Below are 19,713 nucleotides of genomic sequence, written 5' to 3'. Positions count from 1 at the left end.
GCCCTAGCGGCCCTGGAACCGGGGGGCGCGTTTCTCCAGAAACGCCGCCCTCCCCTCCTTCACATCCTCGCTGTCGAAGGAGGCCCTGCGCAGGGCCCGCGCCCGCGCCCGCGCGTCCTCGGACAGCGCCGGCTCGCCCAGCAAGCCCAGCACTTCCTTCATGCCGGACACCGCCAGCGGCGCGTGGGAGGCCAGCGTGCGGCACAGCTCCAGGGCCACCGCCTCGGCGGCCTCCGGCGCGGGGCACTCGTCCAGCAGGCCCCAGGCGAGCGCCGTCTGTCCATCCAGCTTCCGGGCGGTGAGGAACAGCGCCTTGGCGCGCGCCAGCCCCACGCGCCGGGCCACCCGCGCCATGCCGTCCACTGCGTAGACGATGCCCAGCCGGGCCGGGGGCATGCAGAACACGCTGTCCGGTGTCCCCACCCGGAAGTCACACGCCGAGGCCAGGTCGAACCCCGCCCCGAAGGCCGCGCCCTGCACCAGCGCCACGCTGGGCACCGGGTGGCGCTCCAGCCGGGACAGGAAGGCCATCAGCGGGTCATCCGGCAGCCGTCCATCCGCGGAGGACGGCCCCAGGTTCGTCAAGTCATAGCCCGAGCAGAAGGTGCCACCCGCCCCGCGGAGCAGGAAGGCGCGCGTGGAGGCGGGCGCCGCGAGCGCCGCGTCCAGCAGGCCCAGCAGCCGGTCATCGAGCGCATTGCGCCGCGCGGGGTTGACGATCGTCAGCACCCGGAGGCCGCCCTCGCGGTCCTCCACTTCCACCGTTGGCTGCACGAGCGCCCCGCGCGCCTAGCCGAGCACCACGAGGACATCGCCCTCGTTGACCGGCTGGGCCTCCTTGCAGCGGATCTCCTTCACGGTACCCCCCTCGGGCGCCTCCACGGGCATCTCCATCTTCATGGACTCGAGGATGACCAGGGTGTCTCCGGAGGAGACCTGCTGGCCCACCTTCACCTCGATCTTCCACACGGTCCCGGTGATATGCGCCGCCACGTCCGCCATACGCTGTTGCCTCCTCGCGCGCTTGCCGAGCGCCGAAAGTAGAGATGGGTGCCGCCGCGCGCAGCCTAGGGCTTCGCGTGCTGTTCCAGGAAGCGCGTATCCAGCGCCCCCGACTGAAAAGCCTCGGAGCGCAGGATGCGCAGGTGCAGCGGGATGTTCGTCTTGATGCCCTCGATGCGGAACTGCTCCAGCGCCGCGATGGAGCGCTCGATGGCCTGGGCGCGCGTGGCGCCCGAGACGATGAGCTTGGCAATCATGGGATCGTAGTTCGGCGTGACGATGTTGCCCTCGGCATAACCCGCGTCCAGGCGCACGCCCTCGCCCGTGGGCGGCGTGAACACCTTGAGCGGCCCCGGCGAGGGGAAGAACTTCACCGGATCCTCGGCGTAGATGCGGAACTCGAGCGCCGCGCCCCGCCGCACCACGTCCTCCTGGCGCACCGTGAGGCGCTCGCCGCTGGCGATGCGCAGCTGCCAGCCGATGAGATCCACCCCCGTGGTCAGCTCCGTCACCGGGTGCTCCACCTGGAGCCGCGCGTTCATCTCGATGAAGTAGACGTTCCCGTCCGAGTAGAGGAACTCCACCGTGCCCGCGTTCGCGTAGCCAAAGGCCTTGGCCGCCGCCACCGCCGCGGTGAACAGCTTCTGGGACACCTCCGGGTGCTGCCCGCCCGCGAACAGCGGCGAGGGCGCCTCCTCCACCACCTTCTGGTGGCGGCGCTGGATGGAGCACTCGCGCTCCAGCACGTGGATGAGGTGGCCGTGCTGGTCCCCCAGAATCTGCACCTCGATGTGGCGGGGCGCCGGGAAGTAGCGCTCCAGGTACACGCCCTCGCGGCCGAAGGCGGCCTTCGCCCGGTCCGTGCACTGGCGGAACACCTTCTCCAGCTCGGCCGGGTCCTTCGCCGCGGCCATGCCGATGCCTCCGCCCCCGCCCGCCGCCTTGCAGAGCACCGGGTAGCCAATGCCCTCGGCCTGCGCCAGCGCCGTGCCCACGTCCGGCACCACGCCCTCGGTGCCGGGCACCACGGGAACCCCCGCGGCCGCCACCAGCTTCCGGGCCTGGCTCTTGTCCTTCATCCGCAGCATGGCCTCCGGGGGCGGGCCCACGAAGGTGATGCCCGCGGCCTGGCAGGCGGTGGCGAACTCGGCGTTCTCCGACACGAAGCCGTAGCCGGGGTGGATGGCCTCGGCCCCCGTCTTCTTCGCCGCCTCCAGGATGGCGGCGATGTTCAGGTAGCTGTCCTTGGCGGGGGCAGGGCCAATGCGCACCGCCTCGTCCGCCTCCCGGACAAAGGGCAGGTCCACGTCCGCGTCCGAGTAGACGGCGACGGTGGACACGCCCATGCTCCGTGCGACGGCTCCAATGCGGCGGGAAATTTCACCCCGGTTAGCAATGAGCAGCTTCTTGAACATGCTGGGCTCCCCGGCTTGCGAAGGGCGGCCAACCTAATCGCCGCCTCCTGCCCTGACAAGCAGGCAGCCAAGGGAGTGATACAGGGGTGAACAGGTTCACACAGGGCGGTTCAGTTGCGGCCTTCCGCAACCCTGGCATACCGTCCGATTCGTGAAGCACACCGAGAACGACACAGGACGCGTGGTGGACCTCCAGGGCGCACGCCGCGAGCGCCGGCTGGAGCTGTACCGGGCACGGCTGGCGGACCGCCTGGGCGCCAACCGGCAAACGCTGGAGACGCTCTCCCAGGCCGGCACGCTCTTCTCCCCGGAGGGCACCCTGCGCGGCCGCGCCCTGCTCAAAGCCCGCCAGATGCTGCAGCGCGCGGGCACGCTCGTGGAGATGCTGGCCGGCGAGGGCGTGGTGCCCGCACCCCGGCTCCCCGAGCGCATCGAGGAAGTCTACGAAGAGCTGGACGCGCTCATGGCGCGCAGCGACGCGCTCTTCGGCCGGGATGAGGCGAGCGTGGCCCGCCTCCCCCACCGCTAGCCCCTCTCAGGGCATCTCGGTCTGTCCCTGCCGCCGCAGGAAGGTGGGGATGTCGAACTGATCCTCGTCCAGCGGGAGCGCCGCGTCCTTCACCACCGCGGTGCGCGAGCTGGTGATGGACTTGTTCTCGACCGAGGAGAGCGAGCGCCCGCCGGACTTGGTGGGCACCAGGGTGGCCACTTCCTCGCGCGCCACGCTGAGCACCGAGGAGGACGGGCGGTTGACGAGCGGCACCGGCGTGGTCTGTGTGGCCACCACGCGCTGCTGCTTCATCTCGCGGTGCACGAAGCCCGTGGCGATGATGGTGATCTTCACCTCGTCCTGGATCTGCTCGTCGATGAGCGAGCCGAAGATGATCTCCGCCTCGTTGTCGGCGGCGTCATGCACCAGGGTGAGCGCCTCGTTGACCTCCTGAAGCGTCATGTCGCGGCCGCCGGTGATGTTGATGAGCAGACCGGTGGCGCCGTCGATGGACACGTCCTCCAGCAGCGGGCTGGAGATGGCCTGCTGCATGGCGATGAGCGCGCGCTTGTCGCCGGACGAGGACCCGGTGCCCATGAGCGCCAGGCCCTTGTCGCTCATGATGGTCTTCACGTCGGCGAAGTCCACGTTGATGTAGCCGTGGTACTGGATGAGGTCCGAGATGCCCTGCACGGCGTTGAGGAGCACCTCGTCGGCGCGCTTGAAGGTCTCCAGGAGCGGCATGGGCTCGGTGCTCAGGGTGAGCAGCCGCTGGTTGGGGATGGTGATGAGGGTGTCAACGGCGGCCTTGAGCTCCACGAGGCCCTGTTCGGCCTGCTTGCGGCGCTTGTTGCCCTCGAAGAGGAAGGGCTTGGTGACGACGCCCACCGTGAGGCAGCCGAGGCTCTTGGCGATGTCCGCGATGATGGGCGCGGCGCCCGTGCCGGTACCACCGCCCATGCCCGCGGTGACGAACACCATGTCCGCGCCCTCGAGCACGGCGGCGATCTGGTCCCGGGACTCCAGGGCGGCCTCGCGGCCCATCTCCGGGTTGGCGCCTGCGCCCAGGCCCTTGGTCAGCGTCTGGCCGATCTGAAGCCGCGTGGGCGACTTGTTGGCGGCCAGGGCCTGCACATCGGTGTTCGCGGCGATGAAGTCGACCCGTTCCAGCTTGGCCAAGATCATCGTGTTGACGGCGTTACAGCCAGCTCCCCCCACGCCAACAACACGAATCTTCGCGGCCTGCTTGTTCTGCTCGAACTGGTCCATGGTGATCCTTTCAACGGGAGCCACGCGTCGCCCGTCGCGGGGGTCCCCAGGTCATCCATCATCAGCAAGTCGCGCTCTTTGGCAAGTATTCCGCAACGTGGATGTAGCGCCACGTTGCGGTCTCAAGTCCTGACAGGCACTTACGCGGAGCCCATGCCCCCGGTCCGCCGGCACCGGCGGGCCCCGCTCACATCTTGACTCGCGATTCGAGCCGCGCTTGGCCCCGCGATGACGCTGGCCAGGCGAGCATGCTCAAGGCGCGGAGCGTTCCACCTCCATCGGCTTGACCTTCACGACGGAGAACTCCACGCGGCGGTTGCTCTCGCGGCCCTTGTTGGTCTTGTTGCTGGCCAAGGGACGCGCCTCTCCAAAGCCCACCGACTCCAGCCGCTCCGCCGCGACGCCCTCCTGGACGAGGCGGTCGAGCACGGCCTTCGCGCGGCGCTCGGACAGGCGCAGGTTCTCCTCGTCGGCGCCCTGATCATCCGTGTAGCCCTCCACGCGAATCTTCTCGATTTCTGAGTGGGCGTTCATCACCTGGGCCACCTGCTTCAGCAGGCTGAAGGACTTCGGGAGGATGACGTCCATGCTGGAGGTGAAGAAGATCTTCTCGAGGATGACGATCTTCTCGCGCTCCACGAGCACCTTCACCTTGCCCTTGTCCGGGCAGCCATCCTCGTCCTTCACGCCGTTGATGGTCTCCTTCTCGTTGGGGCACTGGTCGGCCGCGTCCGCGACGCCGTCCAGATCGTTGTCCGGGTCCGGGCAGCCATCCTCATCCTGGAAGCCGTCCTTGTCCTCGGGCTGATTCGGGCAGCGGTCCACGTCGTCCGTCAGGCCGTCCCCGTCGGTGTCCACCGGCGGCGGAGGGGGCGCCTCGTCCGGGCAACCGTCCTCGTCCTGGAAGCCGTTCAGCGTCTCCTTCTCGTTGGGGCACTTGTCGCTCGTGTCCAGCAGGCCGTCCCCATCGTTGTCCGGGTCCGCGCAGCCGTCCTCGTCCTGGAAGCCGTCCACGTCCTCCGGGCCCATCGGGCACACCGGCGCTGCGGGCACCACGGGCGGCGCCTCCACGGGCGCCGGGGCCTTCGGCTCCGACAGGGACCAGTAGGAGATCCCCGCGAAGAGGCGGAACTCCGGGGTGCCATAGCCCTTGGTGAAGCCTGGACCTCCGCCCACGTGGGCGTCGAACGCATTCAGGAACCGGTACTTCACCGTGGCCAGGAGCTCGAGCGGCCGCTCCTCGGCGCCCTCCTGTCCCAGCCCGAGCGCGCCCGCCAGCGAGCCCCCCGCGGTCAGCTTGCCGAAGGGCACCTCCGCGCCCACGCCGTAGGTGAACTCGTTGGAGACGGTGAGGTTGCGCAGCTGCTCCTTGGGACGCAAGGCGAGGCCCAGGTTGGCCAGCACCCGCAGCCCACTGCCGTGGCGCCACTCACCGAGCGCCCGGGGGTGCACCGAGAAGGGGCCTCCCCGGAAGTCCGCGCTGCCCGTGGGCAGGTGGATCGGCAGCGCAGCGCCCAGTTCCAGGGCCTCCGAGGAGAACAGGCGGGCCTTCGGCACCAGCCGCAGATTCCCCAGACCCGTCGAGTCCGCGCCCGGAACGTCCGGCCCCGTGTCCGACTGCACCGAGGAGGTCTGCGAGGTGATGGGAAGTACCACGCCCAGTTCGAACCGGTCGAACAGGGCGATGGCTCCCATCAGGTCCACGGTGAGCTGAGACTCCACCAGCTTGGCGACGACCTCCTTCGAGGCCCCTTTGGAGAGGGTCAGCGGGTCCTTCGCGTAACCCAGCGAAAGCCCCACGTTCCAGTCCAGGTGGTGCCCTACCCTCGCGCTGTGGAGGCCCAGCAGATCGTGCAGGCCCGGGGCGGGCTTGTACTGCTGCGCATCGATCTTGTTGGACTGCGGAATGGCGACGGTCTGGGCCTGAGCGGACAGGCTGCCCAGGCCGCTCAGGACCGCCACCACGCCCCAGACACCGGCGCCCCGGAGGCCCTGCCGACGGCGCCGCAGCAACGGCGCCCCGAGCAGCAGCGCCAGCGGCATCAGGCTCGTGGTGCCCGCCGCGCCGCAACCGCTGCCGCCGACGAGGAAGTCATCGGTGGGGTCCAACGGATCTCCGCCGCTGGCCACCTCGTCGCCGTCGTTCACCCCACCCTCGTCGGTGTCCGCCTTGTTCGGATCCGTCTCGCCCGGATCGATGGCGCCCGAGTGGTTCTCGTCCTCATCGCCGTCGCTCAAGCCGTCGCCATCCGTGTCCGCCTTGCGCGGATCGGTCTTCGTCAGCGGATCGGCATCCGCCTTGAAGTTCGGCGAGTTCTGGTCGGTCCCGGAAGGCGCCGTGGCCGACGTCACACCGCGCTCGGTGCCATCGAGGATGCCGTCGTTGTCGCTGTCCTCGTCGAGGGCATCGATGCGGCCGTCCCCATCGGTGTCGGTCAGACCATCCGAGCCGTCGGGAACGCCGTCGTCATCCGTGTCGTTGTCGAACGGGTTGGTGCCCACCTCCAGCTCGCGCTCGTAGTCCACGCCGTCCCGGTCACCATCCCGGTCGTCGGACGGATCCAGCGGATTGAGCTCGCCCTCATCGACGCGGCCGTTCTGGTTGCGGTCCTCGATGCCGTCGAACACGCCACCGTTGTCGGTGTCCTTGTTGAGCGGATCCGTCTTCGTGGCGGGGTCGGCATCCGGCTTGAACTTCGCCATGTCCGTGTCCGTGCCCGTGCCTTCCGGCGCCGTCAGGCCCAGTTCCAGGCCATCGCTGAGGCCATCCTCGTCCGTGTCGAACTTGAGCGGGCTGGTCTCATCGGCATCCACCACGCCGTTGCTGTTGGCGTCCTCGGAGCCGTCCAGCAGACCGTCATCGTCCGAGTCGGCATCATTCGAATCGGTTCCCAGCCGGTCTTCCACGTCGTCGGGAAGCCCGTCACCGTCGGAGTCGTCGACGGACGTCACCGTCACCGTGGCCGTGTCCGTGCCGCTGTTGCCATCGGAGATGGTGTACGTGAACGTCGTGGTGCCTTTGAAGCCCTCCGGCGGCGTGAAGGTCACCTGGCGGCCGGTGACTGCCACCGTGCCCTGGCTAGGCTGCGTCACCGAGATGATCGTGAGGATCTCTCCGGTGTCCGGCTCCATGGTGTCGTTGGCCAGGACATCCAGCTGCATAGGACCGCTGTCCGTGGCCACCGTGTAGCTGTCGTCGTTGGCCGTGGGCGGATCGTTCACCGGCGTCACCGTCACCGTGACGGTGGCCGTGTCCGTGCCCCCGTTGCCGTCCGACAGCGTGTACGTGAACGCCGTGGTGCCGTTGTAGTTGGCCTCGGGCGTGAAGCTCACGACGCCATCCATCAACGTCACCGTGCCGTGGTCCGGCTGAGTGACAGACGCCACCGTCAGCGTCTCACCCACGTCCGGCGCCGCCGTGTCGTTGGCCTTGACCTCTAACACCACGGCCACGCTGTCCTCCGCTACCTCGAAGGTGTCGTCCTCGGCGACGGGCGGCCGGTTGACCGGGCGCACGCGCACCGTCACGTTGGCCGTGTCCGTCAAGCCGCGGCCATCCGACACGGTGTAGGTGAAGCCCGTGGTGCCCGTGAAGCCCGCAGCCGGCGTGAAGGTCACCATTGTGGCCGTGAAGGTCACCGTCCCGTTCGTGGGAGGGGTCACCGCCGTGATGGAGAGCGTCTCGCCCACGTCGGGGGCCGTCGTGTCGTTGGCCAGCACGTTCAGCGGATGCGCCATGCCATCCGACACCACCGTGAAGTCGTCATCCACCGCGGTGGGCGGCCGGTTGAGCGGCGTGACCGTCACCGTCACCCGCGCCTGGTCCCTGCCGCCGTTGCCGTCGAACACCGTGTAGAGGAACGTCGTCGTCCCGTAGAAGTTGGCCGCGGGCGTGAAGGTCACCCCCGTGGTCGTGAACGTCACCGAGCCGTGGGCCGGCTGCGTCACCCCGATGACGGTGAGCGTCTCGCCGGTGTCGGGCGCCGTCGAGTCATTGGCCAGCACGTCAAACAGCGTGGGGCCGCTGTTCTCGTCCACCGTGAAGCTGTCGTCGTTGGCCACCGGCGGGTTGTTCGAGCCGGAGACCACCACCGTCACCGTGGCCGTGTCCGTGCCCCCGTTGCCGTCGGAGATCTCGTAGTCGAAGGACGTGGTGCCAGCGAAGTTGGCCGCCGGTGTGAAGCGCACCACGCCCCCCGCCAGCTCCACCGTGCCATTGGCAGGCTGGGTCACCGACGTCACCGTCAGCGTCTCGCCGTCGTCCGGCGCGGAGGTGTCGTTGAGCAGCACGTCCAGCACCGTGGCGCTGCTGTTCTCCGCGACCCGGAAGCTGTCGTTGACGGCCGTGGGCGCGTCGTTCACCGGCGTCACCGTCACCGTCACCGTGGCCGAGTCCGTGCCGCCGTTGCCGTCGGAGATGGTGTACGTGAACGCCGTGACACCGTGGAAGTTGGCCTCGGGCGTGAAGCGCACCACCCCGCCCGACTGAGACGTGGAGCCGTGCGCGGGCTGCGTCACCCCCGTCACCATCAGCGTCTCGCCCGTGTCCGGCGCGGACGTATCGTTGGCCAGCACGTCCAGCACCGCGGTCCCGCTGTCCTCGGCCACCGTGAAGCTGTCGTTGATGGCATCCGGCGGATCGTTCACCGGCGTCACCGTCACCGTGACGTTGGCCGTGTCCGTGCCGCCGTTGCCGTCCGACACCGTGTACGTGAACGTCGCGGTGCCGTTGAAGCCGGTGGACGGCGTGAACCGCACCAGGCCGCCCGTCAGCGACACCACGCCGTTGACCGGCTGGGTCACCGACACCACGGACAGCGTCTCGCCCGTGTCGGGCGCGAACGTGTCGTTGGCCAGCACGTTGAGCTGCGTGCTCGTGGTGCCCTCGGCCACCGTGAAGTTGTCGTCGTTGGCCGTGGGCGCATCATTCACCGGCGTCACCGTCACGGTGACCCGCGCGGAATCCACCCCGCCATTGCCGTCCGACACCGTGTACGTGAACGTCGTGGTGCCGTTGAAGTTGGGCTCCGGCGTGAAGCTCACCCCGGTGCCCGTCACCGTCACCGTGCCGTGGGCCGGCTGGATCACCGACGTGACGGTCAGCGTCTCGCCCGTGTCCGGCGCGGACGTGTCGTTGCTCAACACGTCGAACTCCGTGGCCGCGCTGTCCTCGGCCACCGTGAACGCATCGTCGTTGGCGACCGGCGGGTGGTTCTCTCCCTCCACCGTCACCGTCACCATGGCCGTGTCCGTGCCGCCGTTGCCATCCGACACGGTGTAGGTGAACGTCGTGGTCCCGCTGAAGTTGGCCGCGGGCGTGAAGCTCACCCCGCTTCCGGTCAGCGCCACCGTGCCGGAGGCGGGCGGCGTGACCGACGCCACCGTCAGGGTCTCCCCCACATCCGGGGCGATCGTGTCGTTGAGCAGCACGTCCAGCAGCGTGGGCCCGCTGTTCCGGGCCACCGTGAAGGCATCGTCGTTGGCCGTGGGCGGGTCGTTCACCGGCGTCACCGTCACCGTCACCGTGGCCGTGGCCGTCCCCCCGTTGCCATCGGAGATGGTGTACGTGAACGCCGTAGTGCCGAAGAAGTTCGCCGCGGGCGTGAAGCTCACGTTGGAATCCGTGAAGGTCACCGTGCCGTTCGCGGGCTGGGTGACGGAGGTCACCGTCAGCGTCTCGCCCGTGTCGGGCGTGCTCTTGTCGTTGGCCAGCACGTCCAGCACCTTGGCGGGGCTGTCCTCGGCCACCGTGAAGCTGTCGTTGACGGCCGTGGGCGGATCGTTCACCGGCGTCACCGTCACCGTGACGGTGGCCGTGTCCGTGCCACCATTGCCGTCCGACACCGTGTACGTGAACGTCGTGGTGCCGTTGAAGTTCGTCGCGGGCCGGAAGCGCACGGCTCCGCCGACCAGGGCCGCCTGGCCATTGGCCGGCTGGGTCACCGACGTGACGGTCAGCGTCTCGCCCGTGTCGGGCGCCACCGTGTCGTTGGTCAGCACGTCCAGCACCGTGAAGCCGCTGTCCTCCAGGACGGAGAACGCGTCGTCCGTGGCCGTGGGCGCGTCGTTCACCGGCGCCACCGACACCGTCACGAGGGCCGTGTCCGTGCCCCCGTTTCCGTCGGACACCGTGTACGTGAACGTCGTGATGCCGTTGAAGTTGGCCGCGGGCGTGAAGCTCACGTTCGAGGCCGTGAAGGTCACCGCCGCGTTCGCCGGCTGCGTCACCGAGACGATGGAGAGCGTCTCACCCGTGTCCGGCGCGGACGAGTCGTTCACCAGCACATCCAGCACCGTGGCGGCGCTGTCCTCGGCCACCGTGAAGCTGTCGTCGTTGGCCACTGGCGGCCGGTTGGTCCCGCCCACGATGACCGTCACCGTGGCCGTGTCCGTGCCCCCGTTGCCGTCAGACACCGTGTACGTGAACGTCGTGGTGCCGCTGAAGTTGGCTGCGGGCGTGAAGCTCACGTTGGCGGCCGTGAAGGTCACCGTGCCATTCGCGGGCTGTGTCACCGCCGTCACCCGCAGCGTCTCTCCCACGTCGGGCGTGATGGTGTCGTTGAGCAACACGTTCAGCGCGGTGGGGCCGCTGTTGCCCGCCACCGTGAAGCTGTCGTCGTTGGCCGTGGGCGCATCATTCACCGGCGTCACCGTCACCACCACGGTGGCCGTGTCCGTGCCACCCCGGCCATCCGAGGCCGTGTAGGTGAAGAAGGTGGTCCCGAAGAAGTCGGCCGGAGGCGTGTAGCTGACCTTGTCCCCGGTGATGGCCACCGTGCCGTTCGCGGGCTGCGTCACGGCCACCACCGACAGCGTCTCGCCGAGGTCCGGCGCCGTCGAGTCGTTGGCCAGCACGTCCAGCTCCGTGGCGGCGCTGTCCTCGGCCACCGTGAAGGCATCGTCGCCCGCCGTAGGCGGACGGTTCACGGGCGTGACCGTCACCGTCACCGTCGCCGTGTCGGTGCCGCCGTTGCCGTCGGACACCGTGTACGTGAACGTCGTGGTGCCGCGGAACCCGATGGCTGGCGTGAACGTCACGTCCGTGGCCGTGAAGGACACGGTGCCGTTGGCCGGCTGGGTCACCTCGGTGATGGTGAGCGTCTCGCCCACGTCGGGCGCGAACGTGTCGTTGACCAGCACGTTCAGCACCGTCGTGCCCAGGTCCTCGGACATGGTGAAGGTGTCGTTGATGGCATCCGGAGGGTCGTTCACCGGCGTCACCGTCACCGTCACCGTGCCCTCATCCGAGGCGCCTCCACCGTCCGTCACCGTGTAGGTGAACGTCGTGGTGCCATAGGTGTTGGGCGCGGGCGTGAAGCTCACGTGGGCATGGGTGAAGGTCACCGTGCCGTTCGCGGGCTGCGTCACCGCCGACACCCGCAGCGTGTCGCCCGTTTCGGGGCCCGTCGAGTCGTTGGCCAGCACGTCCACCACCGTGGCCCCGCTGTCCTCCGCCACCGTGATGGCGTCGTCGTTGGCCGTGGGCGGGTCGTTCACCGGCGTCACCGTCACCGTGACGGTCGCCGTGTCCGTACCGCCGTTGCCGTCGGACACCGTGTACGAGAAGGCCGTGGCGCCGAAGTAGTTGTCCGGGGGCGTGTAGCTCACCGTGTTGCCGGTGATGGCCACCGTGCCGCGGGTTGGCTGCGTCACCGCGACGATGGAGAGCGTCTCGCCCGTGTCCGGGGCGGTGGTGTCGTTGGCCAGCACGTCCAGCTCCGTGGCCCCGCTGTCCTCGGCCACCGTGAAGCTGTCATTCACGGCGTCGGGCCGGCGGTTGCCGCCGTCATTCACGATGATGGTCACCGTCGCCGTGGCCGTGCCGCCATTGCCATCCGACACCGTGTACGTGAACGTCGTGAGGCCGTTGAAGTCCGTCGCGGGGGTGAACCGCACCACCCCTCCGGTCAGCGTCACCGAGCCGGAGGACGGCTGGGTCACCGCCGTGATGGTGAGCGTCTCGCCGAGGTCCGGCGCCGTCGAGTCGTTGTCCAGCACGTCCAGCGACGTGGTCCCGCTGTTCTCCATCACCGTGAAGGAGTCGTCGTTGGCCGTGGGCAGGTCGTTCACCGGCGTCACCGTCACCGTCACCGTGGCCGTGGCCGTCCCCCCGTTGCCATCGGAGATCGTGTAAGTGAACGTCGTGGTGCCGTAGTAGTTGGCCGGCGGCGCGTAACTCACGTTGCCCGAGGTGAAGGTCACCGCGCCGTTGGCAGGCTGGGTGACGGCCGTGAGGGTCAGGGTTTCTCCCGGCTCCGGCGCCGACGAGTCGTTCGCCAGCACGTTCAGCACGGTGGTGCCGCTGTCCTCGGCCACCGAGTAGGCGTCGTTGTTCGCCGTGGGCGGATCATTCACCGGCGAGACATTCATCGTCACCGTGGCCGTGGCCGTCCCCCCGTTGCCGTCGGAGAGGGTGTAGGTGAACGAGGTGGTGCCGTAATAGTTGGCCGAGGGCGTGAAGGTGATGCCCGAGGCGGTGAACGTCACCGTGCCCCCGCCGGGCTGCGTCACCGCGATGATGGAGAGCGTCTCGCCCGTGTCCGGCGCGGACGAGTCGTTGGCGAGCACGTCCAGCGCCGTAGGCCCGCTGTCCTCGGCCACCGTGAAGCTGTCGTTGACCGCGCGGGGCGGGTCGTTCACCGGCGTCACCGTCACCGTGACGGTCGCCGTGTCCGTACCGCCATTGCCGTCGGACACCGTGTACGTGAACGTCGTGGTGCCGTTGTAGTTGGCCTCGGGCCGGAAGCGGACCACGCCGCCTGTCAGCGTCACCGAGCCATGCGTGGGCAGGGTCACGGCGATCACCGAGAGCGTCTCACCCGTGTCCGGCGCCGTGGTGTCGTTGGCCACGACATCCAACGCCGTGAAGCCGCTGTCCTCGGCCACCGTGAAGGCATCGTCGTTGGCCGTGGGCGGATCGTTCACCGGCGTCACCGTCACCGAGACGTTGGCCGTGTCCGTGCCGCCATTTCCGTCCGAGACGGTGTACGTGAACGCCGTGGTGCCGTTGAAGTTGGCGGCGGGCGTGAAGCTCACGTTGGAGGCGGTGAAGGTCACCGTGCCATTCGCGGGCTGCGTCACCGCCGTGATGGTGAGCGTCTCGTCCGGGTCGGGCGTGGTGGTGTCGTTGGCCAGGACATCCAGCACCGTGGCCCCACTGTTCTCCGCCACCGTGAAGTTGTCGTTCCTGGCGTCGGGCGGGTGGTTCACCGGCGTCACCGTCACCGTCACCGTGGCGGTCGCCGTGCCCCCGCTGCCGTCGGAGATCGTGTACGTGAACGTCGCCGTCCCACGGAAGTTGGTGGCGGGCGTGAAGCGCAGCACGCCGCCCGTCAGCGTCACCGTGCCATTCGCGGGCTGGGTGACGGACGCAATGGAGAGGGTCTCGCCCACATCCGGGGCCAGCGTGTCGTTGGCCAAAACATTCAGCGCCGTGGCCCCGCTGTTCTCCGCGACCGTGAAGGCGTCATCCAGCGCCACCGGCGGGTCGTTTACCGGCGTCACCGTCACCGTGACGGTCGCCGTGTCCATGGCCCCGCTGCCATCGGACACCGTGTACGTGAACGTCGTGGTGCCGTGGTAGTTGGGCGCAGGCGTGAAGCTCACGTTCCCCGCGTCGAGCGTCACCGTGCCGTTCGCCGGCTGCGTTACCTCCGTGAGGGTGAGCGTCTCGCCCGTGTCCGGCAGCGTGGTGTCATTGGCCAGGACGTCCAGCACCGTGGCCCCGCTGTCCTCGGCCACCGTGAAGCTGTCGTTGACGGCATCCGGCGGATCGTTCACCGGCGTCACCGTCACCGTGACGGTCGCCGTGGCAGAGCCGCCGTTGCCGTCGGACACCGTGTACGTGAACGTCGTGGTGCCACTGAAGTTGGCCGAGGGCGCGAAGCGCAGAACGCCGCCCGTCAGCGTCACCGTGCCGTTGGCGGGCTGGGTGACGGCCGCGATGGAGAGCGTCTCGCCCACGTCGGGGGCCAGCGTGTCGTTGGCCAGCACGTCCAGCGCCGTGGCCGCGCTGTCCTCCACCACCGTGAACGCATCGTCCAGCGCCACCGGCGGATCGTTCACCGGCGTCACCGTCACCGTGACGGTCGCCGTGGCAGAGCCGCCGTTGCCGTCGGACACCGTGTACGTGAACGTCGTGGTGCCGTTGTAGTTGGGCGCAGGCGTGAAGCTCACGTTGGCGGCCGTGAAGGTCACCGTGGCGTTGGCGGGCTGGGTCACCGCCGTGATGGACAGCACCTCGCCGAGGTCCGGCGCGGCGGTGTCGTTGGCCAGCACGTTGAGCACCGTGGCCGCGCTGTCCTCGGCCACCGAGAAGCTGTCGTTGGTGGCCACCGGCGGGTTGTTCTGCGCCACCACCCGGACCGTCACCGTGGCCGTGTCCGTGCCGCCGTTGCCGTCGGAGATCGTGTACGTGAACGTCGTGGTGCCCCGGAAGCCCGTGGCCGGCGTGAAGCTCACGCCCGTGGCGGTGAAGGTCACCGTGCCGTTGGCGGGCTGCGTCACCGCCGTGATGGAGAGCGTCTCGCCCGTGTCCGGCGCGAACGTGTCGTTCGCCAGCACGTCCAGCACCGTGGTGCCCGACGTGTCCATCACCGTGAAGTTGTCGTTGACGGCATCCGGCGGGTCATTGACCGGCGTGACGGTCACCGTGACGGCCGCCGTGGCGGTGCCGCCGTTGCCGTCGGACACCGTGTACGTGAACGTCGTGGTGCCGTGGTAGTTGGCGGCCGGCGTGAAGCGCACCACGCTCGTGGTCGACGTCACCGTACCGTTGGCCGGCTGGGTCACCGCCGTGATGGCGAGCGTCTCGCCCGTGTCCGGCAGCGTGGTGTCGTTGGCCAGCACGTCCAGCACCGTGGCCACGCTGTCCTCGGCCACCGTGAAGCTGTCGTCCTGGGCCACCGGCGGATCATTCACGTTCGTCACCGTCACCGTGACGATGGCCGTGGCGGTGCCGCCGTTGCCGTCGGACACCGTGTACGTGAACGTCGTGGTCCCGCTGAAGCCCGGCGTGGGGGTGAAGCTGACGTTGGTGGCCGTGAACGTCACCGTGCCGTGAGCCGGCTGCGTCACCGCGGAGACGCTGAGCGTCTCGCCCGTGTCCGGCGCGAACGTGTCGTTGGCCAGCACGTTGAACACCGTGGCGGAGCTGTTCTCGGCCACCGTGTAGCTGTCATTGGCCGCCACCGGCGGGTCGTTCACCGGCGTCACCGTCACCGTCACCGTGGCGGTATCCGAGCCCCCGTTGCCATCGGAGAGGGTGTACGTGAACGTCGTGGTCCCGTTGTAGTTGGCTGGAGGCGCGTAGCGCACCACGCCGCCCGTCAGCGTCACCGAGCCCTGCGACGGCTGGGTGACGGACTTGACCGACAGCGTCTCACCGGTATCCGGCGCGAACGAGTCGTTGGCCAGCACGTCCAGCGCCGTGGCCCCGCTGTCCTCGGCCACCGAGACGGCATCGTCCACCGCGTCGGGCGGGTCGTTCACCGGCGTCACCGTCACGGTGACGGTGGCCGTGTCCGTGCCGCCGTTGCCGTCGGACACCGTGTACGTGAACGTCGTGGTGCCGTGGAAGTTGGCGGCCGGCTTGAAGCTCACGTTGGAGGGAGTGAAGGTCACCGTGCCGTTCGCCGGCTGCGTCACCTCGGTGATGGAGAGCGTCTCGCCCGTGTCCGGCGCCGTGGTGTCGTTGGCCAGCACATTGAACGGGGCGGCGGCGCTGTCCTCGGCCACCGTGAAGGCATCGTCGTTGGCCGTGGGCGGGTCGTTCACCGGCGTCACCGTCACCGTCACCGTGGCGGTGGCCGTGCCCCCGTTGCCGTCGGAGATCGTGTACGTGAACGTCGTGGTCCCGTTGTAGTTGGCCACGGGCGTGAAGGAGACACCGGTGGCGGTGAAGGTCACCGTGCCGTTGGCCGGCTGGGTCACCGCCGTCACCGTCAGCGTCTCGCCCGTGTCCGGCGCGAACGAGTCGTTGGCGAGCACATCCAGCGCCGTGGCGCCGCTGCTCTCGGCCACCGTGAAGGTGTCGTTCACCGCGGTGGGCGGGTCGTTCACCGGCGTCACCGTCATGGTGACGGTGGCCGTGTCCGTGCCGCCCCGGCCGTCGGCCAGCGTATAGGTGAACGTCGTGGTGCCATGGAAGTTGGCGGCCGGCCGGAAGCGCACCACCGTGCCATTCAGGGTCACCGTGCCATTCGCCGGCTGCGTCACCGCCGAGACGAACAGCGTCTCGCCCACATCGGGCTCCGCCGTGTCGTTGGCCAGCACGTCCACCACCGTGGCCGCGCTGTCCTCGGCCACCGTGAAGGCATCGTCATTGGCCGTCGGCGGATCATTCACATCCGACACCGTCACGTTGACGGCCGCCGTGCTGGTGCCGCCGTTGCCGTCGGAGATCGTGTACGTGAACGTCGTGGTGCCCCGGAAGCTCGGGGCCGGCTTGAAGGTGACGCCGGTGGCGGTGAAGGTCACCGTGCCGTTGGCCGGCTGGGTCACCGCCGTCACCGTCAGCGTCTCGCCCGTGTCCGGCGCGAACGAGTCGTTGGCCAGCACGTCCAGCACCGCGCCCGGGCTGTTCTCGTCCACCGTGAAGGCGTCGTTCACCGCGGTGGGCGGGTCGTTCACCGGCGTCACCGTCACCGTGACGGTGGCCGTGTCCGTGCTGCCCCGGCCATCGGACACCGTATAGGTGAACGTCGTGGAGCCGTGGAAGTTGGCGGCCGGCCGGAAGCGGGCCTTCGTCGAGGAGAAGTTCACCGAGCCATTCGCCGGCTGCGTCACCGCCGTGATGGAGAGCGTCTCGCCCACATCGGGTGCCGTGGTGTCGTTGGCCAGCACGTCCAGCTCCGTGAAGGCGCTGTCCTCGGCCACCGAGAAGGTGTCGTCATTGGCCGTGGGCGGGTCATTCACGTCCGACACCGTCACGACGACCGTCGCCGTGTCGGCGCCGCCGTTGCCGTCCGAGATGGTGTAGGTGAACGTCGTGGTGCCCCGGAAGCCCGCGGCCGGGGTGAAGGTGACGCCGGTGGCGGTTAAGGTCACCGTGCCGTTGGAGGGCTGGGTGACCGCCGTCACCATCAGCGTCTCGCCCGTGTCCGGCGCCATGGAGTCGTTGGCCAGCACGTCCAGCACCGTGCCGGTGCTCTGCTGGTCCACGGTGAAGGCATCGTTCACCGCGTCCGGCGGGTCATTCACGTTCGTGACGGTGACGGTGACGGTGGCGACATCCGTGCCGCCATTGCCATCCGAGGCCGTGTACGTGAACGTGGTGACGCCCGCGAAGTTGGGGGCGGGCGTGAAGCGCACGTTGCCGGTGGTGAAGGTCACCGTGCCGTGCGCGGGCTGGGTCGCCGCCACGACGGAGAGCGTCTCGCCCGTCTCCGGTCCCACCAGGTCGTTGGCCAGCACGTTGAACGTCGCCAGCGCGCTGTCCTCGAGCACCGTGTACGCATCGTCCACGGCGTCCGGAGGATCATTCACCGGGGTGATGGTCAGGTTCACCGTCGCGGTGGCCGTGCTGCCGTTGCCATCCGTCATCGTGTAGGTGAACGACGTGACGCCCGCGTAGTTGAGCGGCGCCGAGTAGCGCACCACGCCCCCGGTCAACGTCACCACGCCCCGCAGGGGCTGGGTGACCGCCGTCACCGTCATCGTCTCGTTCAGGTCCGGCGCCGTGGAGTCGTTGGCCAGCACGTCCAGCACAGCATTGATGCTGTCCTCCTCCACGGTGAACGCGTCGTTGTTGGCGCGGACCGGGTCATTCACCGGCGTCACCGTCACCGTCACCGTGGCGGTGGCCGTGCCGCCGCGCCCATCCGACGCCGTGTACGAGAACGTCGTGATGCCCTCGAAGTCCGCCGTGGGCTTGAAGCTGACGTTGGTGAGGGTGAAGGTCACCGTGCCGTTCGCCGGCTGCGTCACGGCCACCACGGACAGCGTCTCGCCCGTGTCCGGCAGCGTGGAGTCGTTGGCCAGCACGTTGAACGCCGTGGCGGCGCTGTCCTCGGCCACCGTGTAGCTGTCGTTGGTGGCCGTGGGCGGCTCGTTGGGCTGCCCCACCGCCACGGTGACGGTGGCCGTGTCCGTGCCGCCCCGTCCGTCCGAGATGGTATACGTGAACGTCGTGGTGCCCTGGAAGCCCGCCGGGGCCGTATAGGAGACGCCCGTGGCGGTGAACGTCACCGAGCCACTGGAGGGCTGGGTCACCGCCGTCACCGTCAGCGTCTCGGGGCTGTCGGGCAGGTACGTGTCGTTGGCCAGCACGTTGATGGCGTAGTTCGTGCTGTCGCCCGGCACCCCGACGGAGTCATCCACCGCGTCCGGCGGATCATTGATGTCCTTGACGGTGATGGGGATGACGTCGTTGTCGCTCAGCACGTTGCCCAGACCGCTGTTCTTCAGGTCCAGGGTCGTGATGACGATGGAGGCGGAGCCGTAGAAGTTCGCCTTGGGCTTGTACTTCAGCCCGTTCAGCGCGGCGTTGATGTCCACCAGCTTGCCCTCGAAGGACATGGCCGCATCCGCGGTGCCATCTCCGCCCAGGAAGGTCAGCCCCGCGACGCCGCTGAGCGTGGTCACACCCTGGTTGGCGGCGAGCGTCACGCGCAGCTTGCGGTTGAACACGTCCACGTCCGAGGTGGAGAGCGTCTTGTTCGCGCCCGAGAAGACGAGTTCCGTGTCCTCGTCCATCGTCTGCGCCACGGGCACCGGCAGCTTGTTGACCGGGGCGTCGTTCTGGCCCACCACCGTCTCCTGCGACGAGGTGTTGTCGCCGGGCGTGGGATCCGTGTTGTCCGAGCTGATGGTGACGCTCGACGTGAGCAGGATGTCATCCTGGTACTTCGCCATCATCGTGAACTTGAGGGTCTGCGAGACGTTGACCCCGAGCGTCGACGCCCTGCACGTCCACACGTAGACGTCGCCCAGGGTGCCGCAGTTCCAGCCGGTGGGTGGCGCGTTGCTCTGGAAGAAGGAGTCCCGGGGGAGGTTCACCACCACCACCGGGTTGTCCGCCGCGTTGGGCCCCAGGTTCTGGACGTCGATGAGGTAGTCGACGAAGGCCCCCTCGGCGATCGGATCCGCCGAGTCCAGCAGGGTGATGCGCAGGTTGGCGGGGCCCGCCAGCATCGGCTGGACGTGCACATCCGGGGCGACCCGCCAGAAGTCCGGCACGGTGTCCACGCGGGGCACCTGCAGGGCCTGAGCGCTCAACGCGCCGCGCGCGGAGGCTTCATCGGATTCGTCGGGACCACAGGCCGTCCCCAGGGCGCTCACCAGGAGCATGGCCAGCAGGGGACGGAAGTTCAGGGGACGGAAGAAAGGCTCGGAAGAACCCATCATGGGCGATGTTCCAGGATCGGCGAGGGGCTGTGGCGAGCAGCCTCCTCCTGCGATCAGTCGAAGATGAGTAACGACGTCAGCGGTCGGAGGGAAAGCTCCTACCCGCGGCGTTACACCCCTGATTCTACCCGAGGACTGTCAGATAAAAAAAAGAGGGACCCCCGGAGGGATCCCTCTTCTTGCTTTCCGGGA

General features: G+C 68.8%; 6 protein-coding genes. 1 reads left to right on the top strand and 5 read right to left on the bottom strand.

Features of this window, described 5'->3' with window-relative positions:
• Window positions 1–3 precede the first annotated feature (3 nt).
• The 3 genes from KY661_RS15295 to KY661_RS15285 form a co-directional block, all read right to left on the bottom strand.
• The gene (locus tag KY661_RS15295; protein ID WP_225410894.1) at window positions 4–774 is read right to left on the bottom strand and encodes an enoyl-CoA hydratase/isomerase family protein; all 771 of its coding nucleotides are present in this window, start codon (window positions 772–774) and stop codon (window positions 4–6) included.
• Window positions 775–789: 15 nt separating this feature from the next.
• Complete coding sequence (locus tag KY661_RS15290; protein ID WP_075006896.1) at window positions 790–1,002, bottom strand: biotin/lipoyl-binding carrier protein; 213 nt, start codon at window positions 1,000–1,002, stop codon at window positions 790–792.
• 65 nt (window positions 1,003–1,067) lie between these two features.
• Window positions 1,068–2,417 carry an acetyl-CoA carboxylase biotin carboxylase subunit gene (locus KY661_RS15285; RefSeq protein ID WP_225410893.1) on the bottom strand — a complete coding sequence of 450 codons (1,350 nt, stop codon included), beginning with the start codon at window positions 2,415–2,417 and terminating at the stop codon, window positions 1,068–1,070.
• 181 nt (window positions 2,418–2,598) lie between these two features.
• On the opposite strand from KY661_RS15285, the gene KY661_RS15280 reads away from it, so the two are divergent.
• Window positions 2,599–2,946 carry a hypothetical protein gene (locus tag KY661_RS15280; RefSeq protein WP_075006898.1) on the top strand — a complete coding sequence of 116 codons (348 nt, stop codon included), beginning with the start codon at window positions 2,599–2,601 and terminating at the stop codon, window positions 2,944–2,946.
• Between the two features lie 6 nt (window positions 2,947–2,952).
• On the opposite strand, the gene ftsZ is transcribed toward KY661_RS15280, so the two are convergent.
• On the bottom strand, window positions 2,953–4,176 hold the full coding sequence (ftsZ, locus tag KY661_RS15275; RefSeq protein ID WP_225410892.1) for a cell division protein FtsZ: 1,224 nt from the start codon (window positions 4,174–4,176) through the stop codon (window positions 2,953–2,955).
• A 252-nt stretch (window positions 4,177–4,428) separates the two neighbouring features.
• Complete coding sequence (locus KY661_RS15270) at window positions 4,429–19,518, bottom strand: Ig-like domain-containing protein (RefSeq protein WP_398577198.1); 15,090 nt, start codon at window positions 19,516–19,518, stop codon at window positions 4,429–4,431.
• Window positions 19,519–19,713: the final 195 nt, after the last annotated feature.

It is taken from the genome of Allostigmatella hybrida, assembly GCF_020103775.1.
In the GTDB taxonomy this organism is placed as follows: Bacteria; Myxococcota; Myxococcia; order Myxococcales; family Myxococcaceae; genus Hyalangium; species Hyalangium aurantiaca.
This window is presented reverse-complemented; position numbering and strand designations above follow the sequence as displayed.